The following is a 13381-nucleotide window of genomic DNA, read 5'->3' as shown; positions in this document are numbered from 1 at the left end:
CGCGAGAATTTTCATGCCGATCGCAGCTATTCGTCGTCCTTGCCCGGTCGTTCCCTCCGGCCCTGATCGAGCGTCTTTTCCGCTTTTTCGTTGCGCGCGTGCGTCAAAGTCTTTTCCGCTTTGGTCCGGCCGTAGGAGAGCCGGTTCTGTTCGGCCTGCTTCTCCTTTTCGCCGCGCGCCTTCTGCTTGCGGAACTGGCGCAGATTGACGATGTCGCCGCTCATCGGGCGTGCTCAGTTCTTCTTGCGGAAGGAATCGAGCGACACGACCGAGGCGCCCTTGTTGTCGTCGCCGCCCGCCGGAGGAGGCGTCGGCTCGTCGTCCGGCTCCTCGTCGGTATCGGCGGTGGCCGGATGGGCGGTGATCTCGGCGCTCTGTTCGTTTTCCACCTGAAGCGGAACGTCGAATTCCAGCTCGAAACTCACCGCCGGGTCATAGAAGCCGCGAATGGCGTTGAAGGGAATGACCAGCCGCTCCGGCGTATCGGAGAAGGAGAGGCAGATTTCGAACAGGCTTTCCGTGATCTTCAGGTCCCAGAACTGGTGCTGGATAACGATGGTCATCTCTTCGGGATATTTGGATTTGAGATGCTGGGAGATGCGCACGCCTGGCGCATTGGTCAGGAAGGTGATGAAAAAGTGGTGGTCGCCCGGCAGATGGCCTGTTGCCGCTGTCTCCGACAGGACCTTTCGAATGACGCCGCGCAGCGCGTCCTGGGCGAGAATGTCGTAGCGGATATGGTCTTGCGCCATCAGTTCCTGTCTTTCTTCCTGATCTTCCTTCCGGCCGCCGGCATATGGCCGGACGGCTCCCGTCGCCTTGCGGGCGGCGAGTCATTCTGACGGCTTATAAAGCATTTCACGGAAATGGAGAAGGTGAAGGCTTCTGTTGCCAGGTGCCTTCGGACCCCGCCTGCCGGTGCGACCCGTCAGGACTTTGAGTGAAGTGTCACACCACCATTAGGCAGCGAGACGAGCTTCCGCATAGTTGTCGTTTGCAACTACAATTTTAGCCCGATAACGGTGGTACAATGCCGAGCAAAAAGTCGATCTTTACGCCCTTGTCGATCCTATTTCGCCCCCAGCAAAAGCCGGTCCCCGCGACCGGTTTTTGGTGGAGGCGCCGGGTACCGCCCCCGGGTCCAATGGGTTTATTGCATCGCTCGTTTATCGCCATAGCCGCCGAAGCGGCACTCCCTATATAGGCGCTTGCGCGAGCGAATGAAAGGGGCAGCCTGTCCTCCTGCAAACTTTGACGGACGGTTTTCGCCCGAGCGTTATTTACGCTTGACTTGCCGCGCCGGCTTGAAAAACATGGCGCTACGGTGGACCGCCAGGAAGGCGAAGCCGGCGCAAAGGAGAGGAACCCCATGACCGACTATCTCGCAGATGTCCGCAAGTACGACAGTGGAGCCGATGAGGCCATCGTCAAGAAAATCGTTACGCATCTGGGCATCGCGTTGCGTAACCGCGATTCCTCGCTCGTATCCTGCTCCGACCCGGAAGAGCTGGCGCGGGTCAGGGAAAAGTGGTGCGGCAAGAAGCTGGGCGTGACGGACGGTTCCGCCGACAGCGCCATCGAGGCGGTCTGCAAGGCGATGTCCGCCGACAGGAGCAAGTCGCGGGTGACCTTCTATTATCTGGCGGCCAAGGAGCTTGGAAAACTCGACCTCCTCGCCTGAGGAAAGCCGGGACAACCCGTTTTTCCCCTATGGCCGTCGCCGCTGCCGGTCTATGAGCACGAGGAGACGGAGATGGAGCTTTTCCGGTGGCCCCGTTTTCACCGGAAAGTCCCGGACTCCGAAGCTTGAAAACGAAACGGCGACGGCTATGCGGCAATATCTCGATCTTCTTTCCCATGTGATGGAAAACGGCGTCGACCGGTCCGACCGGACAGGCACCGGCACGCGTGGCGTTTTCGGCTACCAGATGCGCTTCGACCTTTCGGAAGGTTTTCCGGTTCTGACGACGAAGAAGCTGCACCTGCGCTCCATCATCCATGAATTGCTGTGGTTCCTGCGCGGCGACACCAATATCGCCTATCTGCGCGAGAACGGCGTGACGATCTGGGATGAATGGGCGGACGAGAACGGCGATCTCGGCCCGGTCTACGGCTATCAGTGGCGCTCCTGGCCGACCCCTGACGGCCGTCATCTCGACCAGATTTCCGCCGTGTTGGAAAATATCCGCACCAATCCCTATTCCCGCCGCCATATCGTTTCGGCGTGGAATCCGGCGCTGGTGGAAGACATGGCGCTGCCGCCCTGCCACTGCCTGTTCCAGTTCCATGTGGCCGAAGGGCGCCTTTCCTGCCAGCTCTATCAGCGCTCAGCGGATATCTTCCTCGGCGTGCCCTTCAACATTGCCTCCTATGCGCTGCTGACGCTGATGGTGGCGCAGGTGACGGGGCTGGAGCCGGGCGACTTCGTCCACACGCTTGGGGACGCCCATGTCTACAGCAACCATTTCGAGCAGGTGCGCGAGCAGCTTGCACGCCGGCCGAAGGCCTTGCCCTCCATGCGGCTGAACCCCGACGTGAAGGATCTTTTCTCCTTCAGCTTCGAGGACTTTACCCTGGTCGGTTACGAAGCCGATGCAAGCATCAAGGCGCCGATCGCCGTCTGATATCCCGGAAAGGTGTTTCCTATGAGCGAGGTGCGGATCGTCCTTGTCGTCGCCGTGTCGAAGAACGGCGTCATCGGCCGCGATGGCGATCTGCCCTGGCGGCTTCCGTCCGACCTCAAGCGCTTCAAGCAATTGACGCTGGGCAAGCCGGTGCTGATGGGACGCAAGACCTGGACGTCGATCGGCAGGCCGCTGCCGGGACGTCCCAATATCGTCGTCACCCGCGACCCGGATTTTTCCGCGCCGGGAGCCAGCGTCGCAACGTCAGTGGAAGCCGGCCTTTCGATGGCGGCAAGCGAGGCGCGGGCGCTCGGCGTCGACGAGGTCTGCGTGATCGGCGGCGGCGAGATCTACCGTCAGCTCTTCGATCGGGCGGATATCCTCCATGTCACCCGTGTCGAGGCCGAGGTGGAAGGCGATACGCGCTTTCCCGACATCGATCCGGCGCTTTTCACCCGGGCGTTGGAAGAGCCGATTCCGCAGGGCGAGCGCGACAGCCACCCCATGCATTTCGTCACCTGGGTGCGCAAGACGGCGCGCCGCCCGGAAAATCCGGCCGATCACGAACTATTTTGACGCATCGGCTCGCATGGGGCCGTGGATTTGTTGAAAGCCGCTGGCGAGATACCTATAACGGTTCCACTTCGCTCATCGCGGGAAACATTTCGCGAAATGCGGCATATAGGGGATTCCAGAGAAAGAGGTATTGATGCCCTGGAGCAATCAGAACGGCGGCGGCGGCCCGTGGGGCGGCGGCGGCGGAAACAATCAGGGGCCCTGGGGCCAGGGGCCGCAACGCCCGCGTGGCGGCGGCGGTGGCTCCGGCGGGCCGCCGGATCTGGAAGAGATCATCCGGCGCGGCCAGGACCAGCTGAAAAATATCATGCCCGGCGGCTTCAACGGCGGCATCGTGGTCATCGCGGTGTTGCTCGTCGGCATCTTCTGGCTGATGAACGCCATCTATACCGTCCAGCCTGACGAACGCGGCGTCGAACTGCGCTTCGGCAAGCCGAAGGACGAGATTTCCATGCCCGGCCTGCATTTCCATTTCTGGCCGCTGGAAACCGTCGAGATGGTCAAGATCACCGAGCAGCAGCAGAATATCGGCCGTCGCGCCTCGGCCACGAGTGCGGATAACGCCGGGCTGATGTTGAGCGGCGACCAGAATATCGTGAACGTCCAGTTCTCCGTGCTGTTTTCGGTGACCGACCCCAAGGCCTATCTCTTCAATCTCGAGAATCCGGCCGAGACCATGCGGCAGGTCGCCGAAAGCGCGATGCGCGAGATCGTCGGCCGCCGTCCGGCGCAGGACATCTTCCGCGACAACCGGCAGGCGATCGCCGAAGGCGTCAAGGCGACGATCCAGGCGACGATGGATGCCTATCAGGCCGGCATCTCGATCAACACGGTGGCGATCGAGGATGCGGCGCCGCCGCGCGAAGTGGCCGATGCGTTCGACGAGGTGCAGCGCGCCGAGCAGGACGAGGACCGTTTCGTCGAGGAGGCCAATCAGTACGCCAACCAGCGGCTGGGCCGCGCGCGCGGTCAGGCCGCGCAGATCCGCGAAGAGGCGGCCGCCTACAAGGACCGCGTCGTCAAGGAGGCGGAAGGTGAGGCGGCCCGCTTCATTTCCGTTTACGACCAGTACAGGCTCGCGCCTGATGTGACGCGCAAGCGTCTCTTCCTGGAAACGATGGAAGAGGTCATGAAGAATTCGAAGAAGGTCATTATCGACGACAAGCAGGGCGGGCAGGGCGTCGTTCCCTATCTGCCGTTGAACGAGCTTGGCAGGACGACGGGCCAGCAACAGCAGCAACCGGCAACGGGAGGCACGCAGTAAATGAGCAACCGTATGCCAGCCATTCTCATCGCTATCGGCGTTCTTCTCTTCATCGCCTATTCGTCGGTCTTCGTGGTCAACGAACGGCAGCAGGCGATTGTCATCCGCTTCGGTCAGATTCAGGACGTGAAGTCGGAGCCCGGACTTTATTTCAAGCTGCCGTTCGGCTTCATGGACGCCGACCGGGTCCAATATGTTCAGGATCAGGCGCTGCGTTTCGACCTGGACGACATTCGCGTGCAGGTCTCGGGCGGCAAGTTCTACGAGGTCGACGCCTTCGTGGTCTACAAGATCACCGATGCCCGTCGCTTCCTCCAGTCGGTCTCGGGCGACCGGGAATCCGCCGAATCGCGCTTGCGCACGCGTCTCGATTCGGCATTGCGCCGGGTTTACGGTCTGCGCGGCTTCGAAGCGGCGCTTTCCGAGGAGCGTGCATCGATGATGCGTGAAGTGCGCGGCGAACTGACCTCCGACGCCGAAAATCTCGGCATCACCATTTCGGACGTGCGTATCCGTCGCACCGATCTGACGCAGGAAGTCTCGCAGCAGACCTATGAACGCATGAAGGCCGAACGTCTGGCCGAGGCCGAACTCATCCGCGCCCGCGGTAACGAGCAAGGCCAGCGCCGTCGCGCCATCGCCGATCGTCAGGTCGTCGAACTGGTGGCGGAGGCCCAGCGTGATTCGGAAATCCTGCGCGGTGAAGGCGAAGGCGAGCGCAACCGCGTGTTCGGCGAAGCCTTCTCCAGGGATCCGGGCTTCTTCGACTTTTACCGGTCGATGAGCGCCTATCGCGATTCGCTGGCGGCGTCTTCGGATACGACGCTGGTGCTGTCGCCCCAGTCGGAGTTCTTCCGCTATTTCGAGGACGCTGACGGAGCCGCGCCAGCACGCGGGGCAAGCACGCCCCCGACGGAAAACTGAGAGCAGGCATGGACGATTTCCTGACGGGAATCGCGTTCTTCCTGATCATCGAGGGGCTGGTGTACGCACTGGCCCCTTCCTTCTTGGCGCGTATGGCGTCGCTGCTGCCGCGTATTCCGGAAAGCCAGCTTCGTCTTTCCGGTCTTTTTGCGGTGGCGCTGGGCGTTCTTCTCGTATGGTCGATCCGGGGATGAACCGGCCGGCCTTGCGGTGGAAAGTCGACAGGCGAGGACTGCGTGAGGCCTTTTCAACGCGGCGAACCGATTTTCGCCGCATCGTGGGCCAAGAGTGGCCGGATGCAGCAAAGACGAATGAGGACGCCGAACATGGCATTCAAGCAGAGGTCCAGCGTGTTGTGGGCGGGTATCGCCCTTGGTATCGGCCTTTCCGTCGTCGCGGGCGGCTGGCATCCGGCCGCGGCCGAGAGCACGAAGACGACGATCGCTGCGGCCGGACCGGAATCGGTGGCGGATCTTGCCGAAGGACTGCTTGATGCCGTCGTCAATATCTCCACCTCGCAGAATGTGAAGAGCGACGACCGGGCCCCGGCACCGGAAGTGCCGGAAGGTTCGCCGTTCCAGGATTTCTTCGATGAGTTCTTCAAGGGCGAAGGCGGCGAGGGCAGCCAGCAGCGCACGGTGAATTCTCTCGGCTCGGGCTTCGTGATCGACCCTTCGGGTTTCGTCGCGACGAACAATCACGTCATCGAGGGGGCCGATGATATCGAGGTCAATTTCGCCGATGGCTCCAAACTGAAGGCAAGGCTTGTCGGCACGGATCCGAAGACCGATCTCGCGCTCCTGAAGGTCGAGCCGAAGACGCCGCTCACGGCGGTGCCTTTCGGCGATTCCCGCAAGATGCGCATCGGCGACTGGGTGATGGCCATCGGCAATCCCTTCGGGCTTGGCGGTTCCGTGACGGTCGGCATCATTTCGGCGCGCGGGCGCAACATCAATGCCGGTCCCTATGACAATTTCATCCAGACGGATGCGGCGATCAACCGGGGCAATTCCGGCGGCCCGCTGTTCAACATGCATGGCGAGGTCATCGGCATCAACACGGTGATCATCTCGCCGACCGGCGGTTCCATCGGTATCGGCTTTTCCGTGCCGACCGAACTGGCGGAGAACATCTTCACCCAGCTTCGCGACTATGGCGAGACAAGGCGGGGGTGGCTCGGCGTGCGCATCCAGCCGGTGACGGACGATATTGCCGAAAGCCTCGGCATGAACCGGACGCAGGGCGCGCTGGTCGCCGGCATCATCAAGGGCGGTCCCGTCGACGACGGCTCCGTCCGTCCTGGCGACGTGATCGTGCGCTTCGACGGCAAGGAGGTGCGGGAAATGCGCGACCTGCCGCGGGTCGTCGCCGAAAGCCCGGTCGGCAAGGCGGTGGACGTGGTGCTGATGCGGGGCGGCAAGGAGATCAACGTCAAGGTCACGCTGGGGCGGCTCGAGGATGACGGGAAGGCGGCCGGGGCGCAGGCGGAAGAGACGGTCGAGAACGGTGCGCCCGACGAGCAATCGGATAGGGAAGAGCCGGCCGATGTCGCGCCGGCAACCAGCGGCGCGCTCGGCATGGCCTTCGGCCCGCTGGACGCGGCGGCGCGCGAGACCTTCGGTATCTCCGATACGGTTCAGGGCGTGGTCATCACCGAAGTCCGGCCGGAGACCCCGGCGGCCGAGCGCGGCATCGTCGCGGGCGACGTGATCGTGGAGATCGGCCAGGAGAGCGTATCCTCGCCCGAGGACGTGACAAGCCGTCTGGCGCGGCTGAAATCCGAAGACCGGCGCAACGCGCTCATGATGATCGCCGACAAGACGGGAGCGCTGCGCTTCGTCACCGTGCGGATCGATTGAGGAAAAGACTATTCCTGCCAATGGCTTGCGGATCGCGGCCGAAAGATTGATTCAGGCCATTGGAGCAGCGCTTCAGCGGCCTTTTCCTGCCCGCATCCCGCCCTGTCTTATCGTTGCGTGGATCACGAAGGGGAAACGAAGTCGGATTTGCGATAGCCTTGCAGGTAGAGCAGGGCGGTGAGGTCGCCGTGGTCGATGCGGATTTTCGCTTCCGCGGCGACGGCCGGCTTGGCGTGCAGGGCCACGCCGGCGCCCGACAGATGCAGCATGCCGAGATCGTTCGCACCGTCGCCGACGGCCATCGCCTCCTGCGGGTCGATGCCGAGGCGGGCGGAAATCTCGATCAGCGCGTCCACCTTCGCCTGTTTGCCGAGGATCGGTTCGGCCACGGTGCCGGTCAGCAGCCCATCGGCCTCCAGAAGCGTGTTGGCGCGATTTTCGTCGAAGCCGAGCATTGCGCCGATGCGGCTCGTAAAGGCGGTGAAGCCGCCGGAAACGAGCGCCGTATAATATCCCTTCGCTTTCATCGTGGCGATCAGCTCGCGCCCGCCGGGCGTCAGCGTGATGCGATTTTCGATCACCTGGTCGATGACCGGGACGGGCAGGCCCTTCAGCAGAGCGACCCGTTCGCGAAGGGCGGGCTCGAAGGCGATCTCGCCGTTCATCGCGCGGGCGGTGATCGCCGCGACCCTGTCCTTGAGGCCAACCTCGGCGGCCAGTTCGTCGATGCACTCCTGACCGATCATCGTCGAATCCATATCGGCGATCAGCAGTTTCCTGCGTCGCGTTTCGGCCGCCTGCACCGCGAGATCGACCGGCGCATCGCCGAGGATCGCCCGGATGGCGTTCCCGGCGGCGCCGGGGTCGTCGCCGTCGCGAAGCGCGATGTCGCAGGCCACGCCATCGGCGAGCCAGTAAAGCCCGGAGGCTTTCACCCGTTCGGCGGCCGCCTCGGCAAGGGCGGGGACAAGAACAGGGTTTGACGGATTGGCGATAAGCGTGGCAACGAAAGCCATGATGAAGGACCTTGATCGAGAACGGGGCGCGATCCTGATAACCGGGCCGACGGCGAGCGGCAAGTCCGCGCTCGCCCTGCGGCTGGCCGAAGCGCATGACGGCGTGGTGATCAACGCCGACAGCATGCAGGTCTATGACACGCTTTCCGTCCTGACGGCCCGGCCGCAGCCGGCGGATATGGGGCAGGTGGATCACCGGCTTTACGGACATGTGCCGGCGAGCGTCGCCTATTCGACGGGCGACTGGCTGCGCGAGAGCGCCGCTCTGGTGGCGGTGCTGCGGCGGTTGCGGCGCTTGCCGGTCTTCGTGGGGGGCACGGGCCTCTATTTCCGCGCGCTTGCCGGCGGGCTTTCGCAGATGCCGGCCATTCCCCCGGCCGTGCGCGAGGCGTTGCGCGCGCGTCTTGCCGCCGAGGGCGCGCCGGCGCTTCACCGGGCGCTTGCCGCCTGCGACCCCGCGACCGCGGCCCGGCTCAATCCGGGCGACGGGCAGCGGATCGTGCGGGCGCTGGAGATATTCGAGGCGACCGGGCGGGGCATCGGCGCGTTCCAGACGGCGGGCGGGGCGGCGGTGATCGATCCGGAACGGGCGCTGAAGCTTGTCGTGCAGCCGGAGCGGGATGTTCTCGCGCGGCGGATCGACCGGCGCTTCGGGCAGATGCTGCGCTCGGGCGCGGTCGAGGAGGTGAGGGCGCTCCTGTCGCTTCATCTGCCGCCGGATATGCCGGCGATGAAGGCGATCGGCGTCCCGCAGATTGCGGCAATGCTGCGCGGCGCGATGACGGAAGCCGAAGTCGCCGAGCGGAGTGCTGCCGCCACGCGCCAATATGCCAAGCGGCAGATGACATGGTTCCGCAATCAGCTGGATGCAAGCTGGCGGCGCATCGATCCGCACGCCGATTTCGTCCCCTGACGCATTTCGGCAGGCGGGACGGACCGCGCGGGTTTATCGCCTGATCAGGCTGCTGAGGGGCTTTTTCAGAAGCTGTTCGCGGATCGAGGGATCGCGGCGGCGCTCGGCGGTGTCGAGCGGCGGCGGCTCGGGAAACTGCCTGGCGGGTTCGGGCCGTGGCGGCGGCGGCGCATCGTAAAGGCTGCCGGATCCGGGCAGCATGTCCGCGCGATAGGGTTCCGAGGCCGGAGCCGCCGGGGCTGGCTGAGTTCCGGCCGGAGCAGTGCCGGCCGGCGACGAAGCGGGACGGGACGGCGGGACGTAATCTTCCTCGTCCTCATAGGGGATATCCTCGAAGCCGGCCGGCACCGTATTGTGCGCCTGAGCCGCAGAATAGGTATTCTGGAAGCCGGAAATATCCGGGCCGCTGACCGCGCGCATGCGCGCCACCACCGCCCGCAGATCGAGGGTGTTCGGGCTTTCCTCGCCCGTGTGGGGGACGGCGCCGTTGGCTTTGGGCAGGCGGGCGCGATCCACCCGCGAAAAGCGCATGCGCATGGGAACCGCCACCGCCTCGCCGAAGGCGATGGCCTCGCCGTTGCCGATGGAGGAAATGAAGCTCGTGGTCGAGGTCGAGGAATCCGGGATCGCCGAGCGGATGATGTCCTGATCGTGATCGTTGGCGAGGCGCATTGCGAAGACGGTCGAGCACTGGGACAGGATCGTCGGGTCGAGTTCGCCGGGACGCTGCGTGACGATGCCGAGCGAAACGCCGTATTTGCGCCCTTCCTTGGCGATGCGGGCGATCGCCTGCCGCGTCGGCAGGAAGCCGAGCTTGGCGTCCGCCGGCACGTAGCGGTGCGCTTCCTCGCAGACCACCAGCATATGCACGCCGCCATTGCTCCACAGGCCGATCTCGAAGGCCATGCGGCACAGGACCGAGGCGACGGAGTTGACCACTTCGGACGGGATGCCGGAAAGCTGGAAGGTGGCGACCGGCTTGCCGTCGCCGGGTATGCGGAAGATGCGGGCGATGGTGTCGAGGATCGTGTCGGTGATCGTGTTTGAGGAGAACATGAAGCGATAGCGTGGGTCGTTGATCGCCGACATGATGCGAACCTTGAGCGACCGCAGATGCGGCTTCTCCGCCCGCCCCTCCAGGCGACCGAGGCGCTCGTCGACGAGGGCGAGCAGGTCGGCGATGCGGAACGGGACGGGGGTATCGGCGGTGATCGAGCTTTTCTCGCTGGACCGCCGCATCAGGCCGCCTTCGCCCGAGCCGCGAAAGGCGCGGCGGGCCTCGGGAATGAGATCGCGCAGGATATCCATTTCCTCCGGCACCGGCGGGCGGCTGCGGAAGATCACCTCGCTGAATTCCTCCAGCCTGAACAGCCAGAAAGGCAGGTCGAGCGTCTCCGTGTCGATGACGACGGCGAGATCGCCGAAGGCGGCCGCGAATTCGTTGTGCGGATCGAGGATCAGGACGCGCAGGTTCGGATCGGCCTGGATCGCCTTGTGCAACAGCAGCGTCACCGCCGTTGACTTTCCGACGCCGGTGGTGCCGACGATGGCGAAATGCTTTTCCAGCATGGACGGCACATGGATCGTCGCGTCCAGCCGCTCGTCCTGCGTCAGCTTGCCGATGGCGCAGACGTCGCTCTTGCCCGTGTCGTAGACTTTCGCAAGGTCGGAGGCGCGGATGCGGTGGGCGACGGCGCCCAGATGCGGATAATCGGTGACGCCGGCGAAGAACTCCTCGCGGCCGTCCGGCCCCGCCTTGACCTCGCCCAGAAGCTCCACGTCGACGCGGAAGATCGTGTCCTGGTTCTCGGCCCAGCTCTGCTGGTCGGTCGACATGGCATAGACCAGAGCGACGATGCGCTTGGCGCCGACGGAAATGGAGATCAGGCGGCCGACGGACCAGAGTTCGGTCAGCGTCGTGCTGCCGGCTTCCGCGATGGCGCTGATCGTCGCGCGCGAGCCGTTGCAGGATACGACCCGGCCGAGCAGGCGGTTGCCGCGCCCATCGTCGTTGCGGCGTTCCTGCTCGCCGGCGGCAAGCGCGTTTTTCAGCTCATCGTTCAGCAAAAGGTCCACTCCCTGCCGTTAACTGCCCAGTCTAACGTCTCCCGCTTAACAACGTCTTGCGCAGGCGGTGGAAATACGGCGTCCGGACGGCGGCCGCGTGAAGCCGCCCCGAAACCCGCATGGCAGGCGTTGACGGGAGGGAACTTTGTGTCTAACAATTCACGCCATGAATAATCACGTCGCATTCATTCTCGTGGTGGGAACGCGCATGGGCAGGGTGGTGTAACCACCCGGCGAAAGCTCCCATGCGCGGTAAGCAGGCTCCCCAGGGGGCCTTTTTTTATGCCCTGATATTCGTTAATCACACCGGAAATACCTGAAAGAGACGGACGGAAACATCCGATGAGCGGAACAGAAAACCAGATGACAGGCGCCGAGATCGTTCTCCAGGCCCTGAAGGACAACGGCGTCAAGCATATCTTCGGCTATCCGGGCGGCGCCGTCCTGCCGATCTATGACGAGATCTTCCAGCAGGACGACATCGAGCATATCCTCGTGCGCCACGAGCAGGGCGCCGGCCATATGGCCGAAGGCTACGCGCGTTCCACCGGCAAGGTCGGCGTCATGCTCGTCACGTCCGGTCCCGGCGCAACCAATGCGGTGACGCCGCTTCAGGACGCGCTGATGGATTCGATCCCGCTCGTCTGCATCACCGGTCAGGTTCCGACCACGCTCATCGGCTCCGACGCCTTCCAGGAGTGCGACACGGTCGGCATCACGCGCCCCTGCACCAAGCACAACTGGCTGGTGAAGGACGTCAACGATCTCGCCCGTGTCATCCACGAGGCGTTCCGCATCGCGCAGAGCGGCCGGCCCGGCCCCGTCGTCGTCGATATTCCGAAGGACGTGCAGTTCGCCACCGGTACCTATACGCCGCCCTCGGCAGCGCCGATCCAGAAGAGCTATCAGCCGAAGGTCCAGGGCGACGCGAACCAGATCGCCGCCGCCATCAGCTTGATGAAGACAGCCCGCCGGCCGGTCATCTACTCCGGCGGCGGCGTCGTCAATTCCGGTCCGGAGGCCGCGCGGCTGCTGCGCGAACTGGTGGAAATCACCGGCTTTCCGATCACCTCGACGCTGATGGGACTGGGGGCTTATCCCGCCTCCGGCAAGAGCTGGCTCGGCATGCTCGGCATGCACGGCTCCTACGAGGCCAACATGGCGATGCACGATTGCGACGTCATGGTCTGTATCGGCGCGCGGTTCGATGATCGCATCACCGGCCGCCTCAACGCCTTTTCGCCGAATTCGAAGAAGATCCATATCGATATCGATCCGTCCTCCATCAACAAGAACGTCCATGTCGATATTCCGATCGTCGGCGATGTCGGCGCGGTGCTGGAGGATATCGTGCGACAGTGGCGCGCGGCGGCGAAGGATTTCGACAAGTCCGGCATGGACGCGTGGTGGACCTCCATCGCCCGGTGGCGCGCCCGCAATTCCTTCGCCTACAAGCCGAGCGACGACGTCATCATGCCGCAATATGCGATCCAGCGGCTCTATGAACTGACCAAGAACCGCGACACCTACATCACGACCGAAGTCGGGCAGCATCAGATGTGGGCGGCGCAGTTCTACGGCTTCGAGCAGCCCAACCGCTGGATGACCTCGGGCGGCCTCGGGACCATGGGCTACGGCTTTCCGGCGGCCATCGGCGTACAGGTCGCCCATCGCGACAGTCTGGTCATCGATATTGCCGGCGACGCCTCGATCCAGATGTGCATCCAGGAAATGAGCTGCGCCGTACAATATGACCTGCCGGTCAAGATCTTCATCCTGAACAACCAGTACATGGGCATGGTGCGCCAGTGGCAGCAGCTCCTGCACGGCAACCGCCTGTCGAACTCCTATACGGAGGCGATGCCGGATTTCGTCAAGCTCGCGGAAGCCTACGGCGGCGTCGGCATCGCCTGCGACAAGCCCGGCGATCTCGACGGGGCGATCCAGGAAATGATCGACGTCCGGCGGCCGGTGATCTTCGATTGCCGTGTGGCGAACCTCGCCAACTGCTTCCCGATGATCCCCTCGGGCAAGGCGCATAACGAAATGCTGCTGCCCGACGAGGCCACGGATGAGGCGGTCGCCAATGCGATCGACGCCAAGGGCCGCCAGCTCGTTTGATGAAAAGGTAGAAACCG

General features: G+C 63.9%; 13 protein-coding genes and 1 other RNA gene. 9 read left to right on the top strand and 5 right to left on the bottom strand.

The features are described 5' to 3' along the window. Positions 1-26: 26 nt before the first annotated feature. The 3 genes from KYK29_RS02375 to ssrA all read right to left on the bottom strand — a co-directional run bounded on the left by KYK29_RS02375 (position 27) and on the right by ssrA (position 1230). Entirely contained in the window at positions 27-224 is a 198-nt protein-coding gene (locus KYK29_RS02375; protein ID WP_254689245.1) for a DUF4169 family protein, read from the bottom strand. A gap of 9 nt (positions 225-233) precedes the next feature. After that, positions 234-752, bottom strand: a complete 519-nt coding sequence (locus KYK29_RS02370) for an SspB family protein (protein WP_254689244.1) — start codon at positions 750-752, stop codon at positions 234-236. 122 nt (positions 753-874) lie between these two features. Beyond that, positions 875-1230: a transfer-messenger RNA gene (ssrA, locus tag KYK29_RS02365) on the bottom strand. A 139-nt stretch (positions 1231-1369) separates the two neighbouring features. On the opposite strand from ssrA, the gene KYK29_RS02360 reads away from it, so the two are divergent. From KYK29_RS02360 to KYK29_RS02330, 7 genes are all read left to right on the top strand, one after another. After that, entirely contained in the window at positions 1370-1681 is a 312-nt protein-coding gene (locus KYK29_RS02360) for a DUF2853 family protein (protein WP_254689243.1), read from the top strand. Between the two features lie 148 nt (positions 1682-1829). After that, entirely contained in the window at positions 1830-2624 is a 795-nt protein-coding gene (locus KYK29_RS02355) for a thymidylate synthase (RefSeq protein WP_254689242.1), read from the top strand. Positions 2625-2645: 21 nt separating this feature from the next. Then, positions 2646-3200 carry a dihydrofolate reductase gene (locus tag KYK29_RS02350; RefSeq protein WP_254689241.1) on the top strand — a complete coding sequence of 185 codons (555 nt, stop codon included), beginning with the start codon at positions 2646-2648 and terminating at the stop codon, positions 3198-3200. A gap of 133 nt (positions 3201-3333) precedes the next feature. After that, positions 3334-4464, top strand: coding sequence for an FtsH protease activity modulator HflK (gene hflK / locus KYK29_RS02345; RefSeq protein ID WP_254689240.1), 1131 nt, complete (start codon positions 3334-3336; stop codon positions 4462-4464). Further along, a complete protein-coding gene (gene hflC, locus KYK29_RS02340) occupies positions 4465-5388 on the top strand; it encodes a protease modulator HflC (protein WP_254689239.1) in 924 nt (307 codons plus the stop codon). An 8-nt stretch (positions 5389-5396) separates the two neighbouring features. Continuing rightward, entirely contained in the window at positions 5397-5582 is a 186-nt protein-coding gene (locus tag KYK29_RS02335) for a DUF2065 domain-containing protein (protein WP_254689238.1), read from the top strand. 132 nt (positions 5583-5714) lie between these two features. Further along, entirely contained in the window at positions 5715-7247 is a 1533-nt protein-coding gene (locus KYK29_RS02330; protein ID WP_254689237.1) for a DegQ family serine endoprotease, read from the top strand. 122 nt (positions 7248-7369) lie between these two features. Here KYK29_RS02330 and serB read toward each other — a convergent pair whose 3' ends face one another. Beyond that, positions 7370-8263 carry a phosphoserine phosphatase SerB gene (gene serB / locus KYK29_RS02325; protein WP_254689236.1) on the bottom strand — a complete coding sequence of 298 codons (894 nt, stop codon included), beginning with the start codon at positions 8261-8263 and terminating at the stop codon, positions 7370-7372. On the opposite strand from serB, the gene miaA reads away from it, so the two are divergent. Beyond that, the gene (gene miaA / locus KYK29_RS02320; RefSeq protein ID WP_254690055.1) at positions 8262-9176 is read left to right on the top strand and encodes a tRNA (adenosine(37)-N6)-dimethylallyltransferase MiaA; all 915 of its coding nucleotides are present in this window, start codon (positions 8262-8264) and stop codon (positions 9174-9176) included. The two genes, serB and miaA, sit on opposite strands and share 2 nt — an antisense overlap. Before the next feature lie 33 nt (positions 9177-9209). Here miaA and KYK29_RS02315 read toward each other — a convergent pair whose 3' ends face one another. After that, entirely contained in the window at positions 9210-11243 is a 2034-nt protein-coding gene (locus KYK29_RS02315) for an ATP-binding protein (protein WP_254689235.1), read from the bottom strand. 342 nt (positions 11244-11585) lie between these two features. On the opposite strand from KYK29_RS02315, the gene KYK29_RS02310 reads away from it, so the two are divergent. Further along, positions 11586-13364, top strand: coding sequence for an acetolactate synthase 3 large subunit (locus tag KYK29_RS02310; RefSeq protein ID WP_254689234.1), 1779 nt, complete (start codon positions 11586-11588; stop codon positions 13362-13364). Positions 13365-13381: the final 17 nt, after the last annotated feature.

It is taken from the genome of Shinella daejeonensis, assembly GCF_024281235.1.
Taxonomy (GTDB): Bacteria; Pseudomonadota; Alphaproteobacteria; order Rhizobiales; family Rhizobiaceae; genus Shinella; species Shinella daejeonensis.
The sequence above is the reverse complement of the archived record's forward strand: the minus strand, read 5'-3'. Positions and strand labels throughout refer to the sequence as shown.

What these genes read in the sequence shown, in the direction of transcription:
- KYK29_RS02375 (WP_254689245.1), bottom strand. Translation starts at nt 224, where the DNA reads ATGAGCGGCGACATCGTCAATCTGCGCCAGTTCCGCAAGCAGAAGGCG.
- KYK29_RS02370 (WP_254689244.1), bottom strand. Translation starts at nt 752, where the DNA reads ATGGCGCAAGACCATATCCGCTACGACATTCTCGCCCAGGACGCGCTG.
- KYK29_RS02360 (WP_254689243.1), top strand. Translation starts at nt 1,370, where the DNA reads ATGACCGACTATCTCGCAGATGTCCGCAAGTACGACAGTGGAGCCGAT.
- KYK29_RS02355 (WP_254689242.1), top strand. Translation starts at nt 1,830, where the DNA reads ATGCGGCAATATCTCGATCTTCTTTCCCATGTGATGGAAAACGGCGTC.
- KYK29_RS02350 (WP_254689241.1), top strand. Translation starts at nt 2,646, where the DNA reads ATGAGCGAGGTGCGGATCGTCCTTGTCGTCGCCGTGTCGAAGAACGGC.
- hflK (WP_254689240.1), top strand. Translation starts at nt 3,334, where the DNA reads ATGCCCTGGAGCAATCAGAACGGCGGCGGCGGCCCGTGGGGCGGCGGC.
- hflC (WP_254689239.1), top strand. Translation starts at nt 4,465, where the DNA reads ATGAGCAACCGTATGCCAGCCATTCTCATCGCTATCGGCGTTCTTCTC.
- KYK29_RS02335 (WP_254689238.1), top strand. Translation starts at nt 5,397, where the DNA reads ATGGACGATTTCCTGACGGGAATCGCGTTCTTCCTGATCATCGAGGGG.
- KYK29_RS02330 (WP_254689237.1), top strand. Translation starts at nt 5,715, where the DNA reads ATGGCATTCAAGCAGAGGTCCAGCGTGTTGTGGGCGGGTATCGCCCTT.
- miaA (WP_254690055.1), top strand. Translation starts at nt 8,262, where the DNA reads ATGATGAAGGACCTTGATCGAGAACGGGGCGCGATCCTGATAACCGGG.
- serB (WP_254689236.1), bottom strand. Translation starts at nt 8,263, where the DNA reads ATGGCTTTCGTTGCCACGCTTATCGCCAATCCGTCAAACCCTGTTCTT.
- KYK29_RS02310 (WP_254689234.1), top strand. Translation starts at nt 11,586, where the DNA reads ATGAGCGGAACAGAAAACCAGATGACAGGCGCCGAGATCGTTCTCCAG.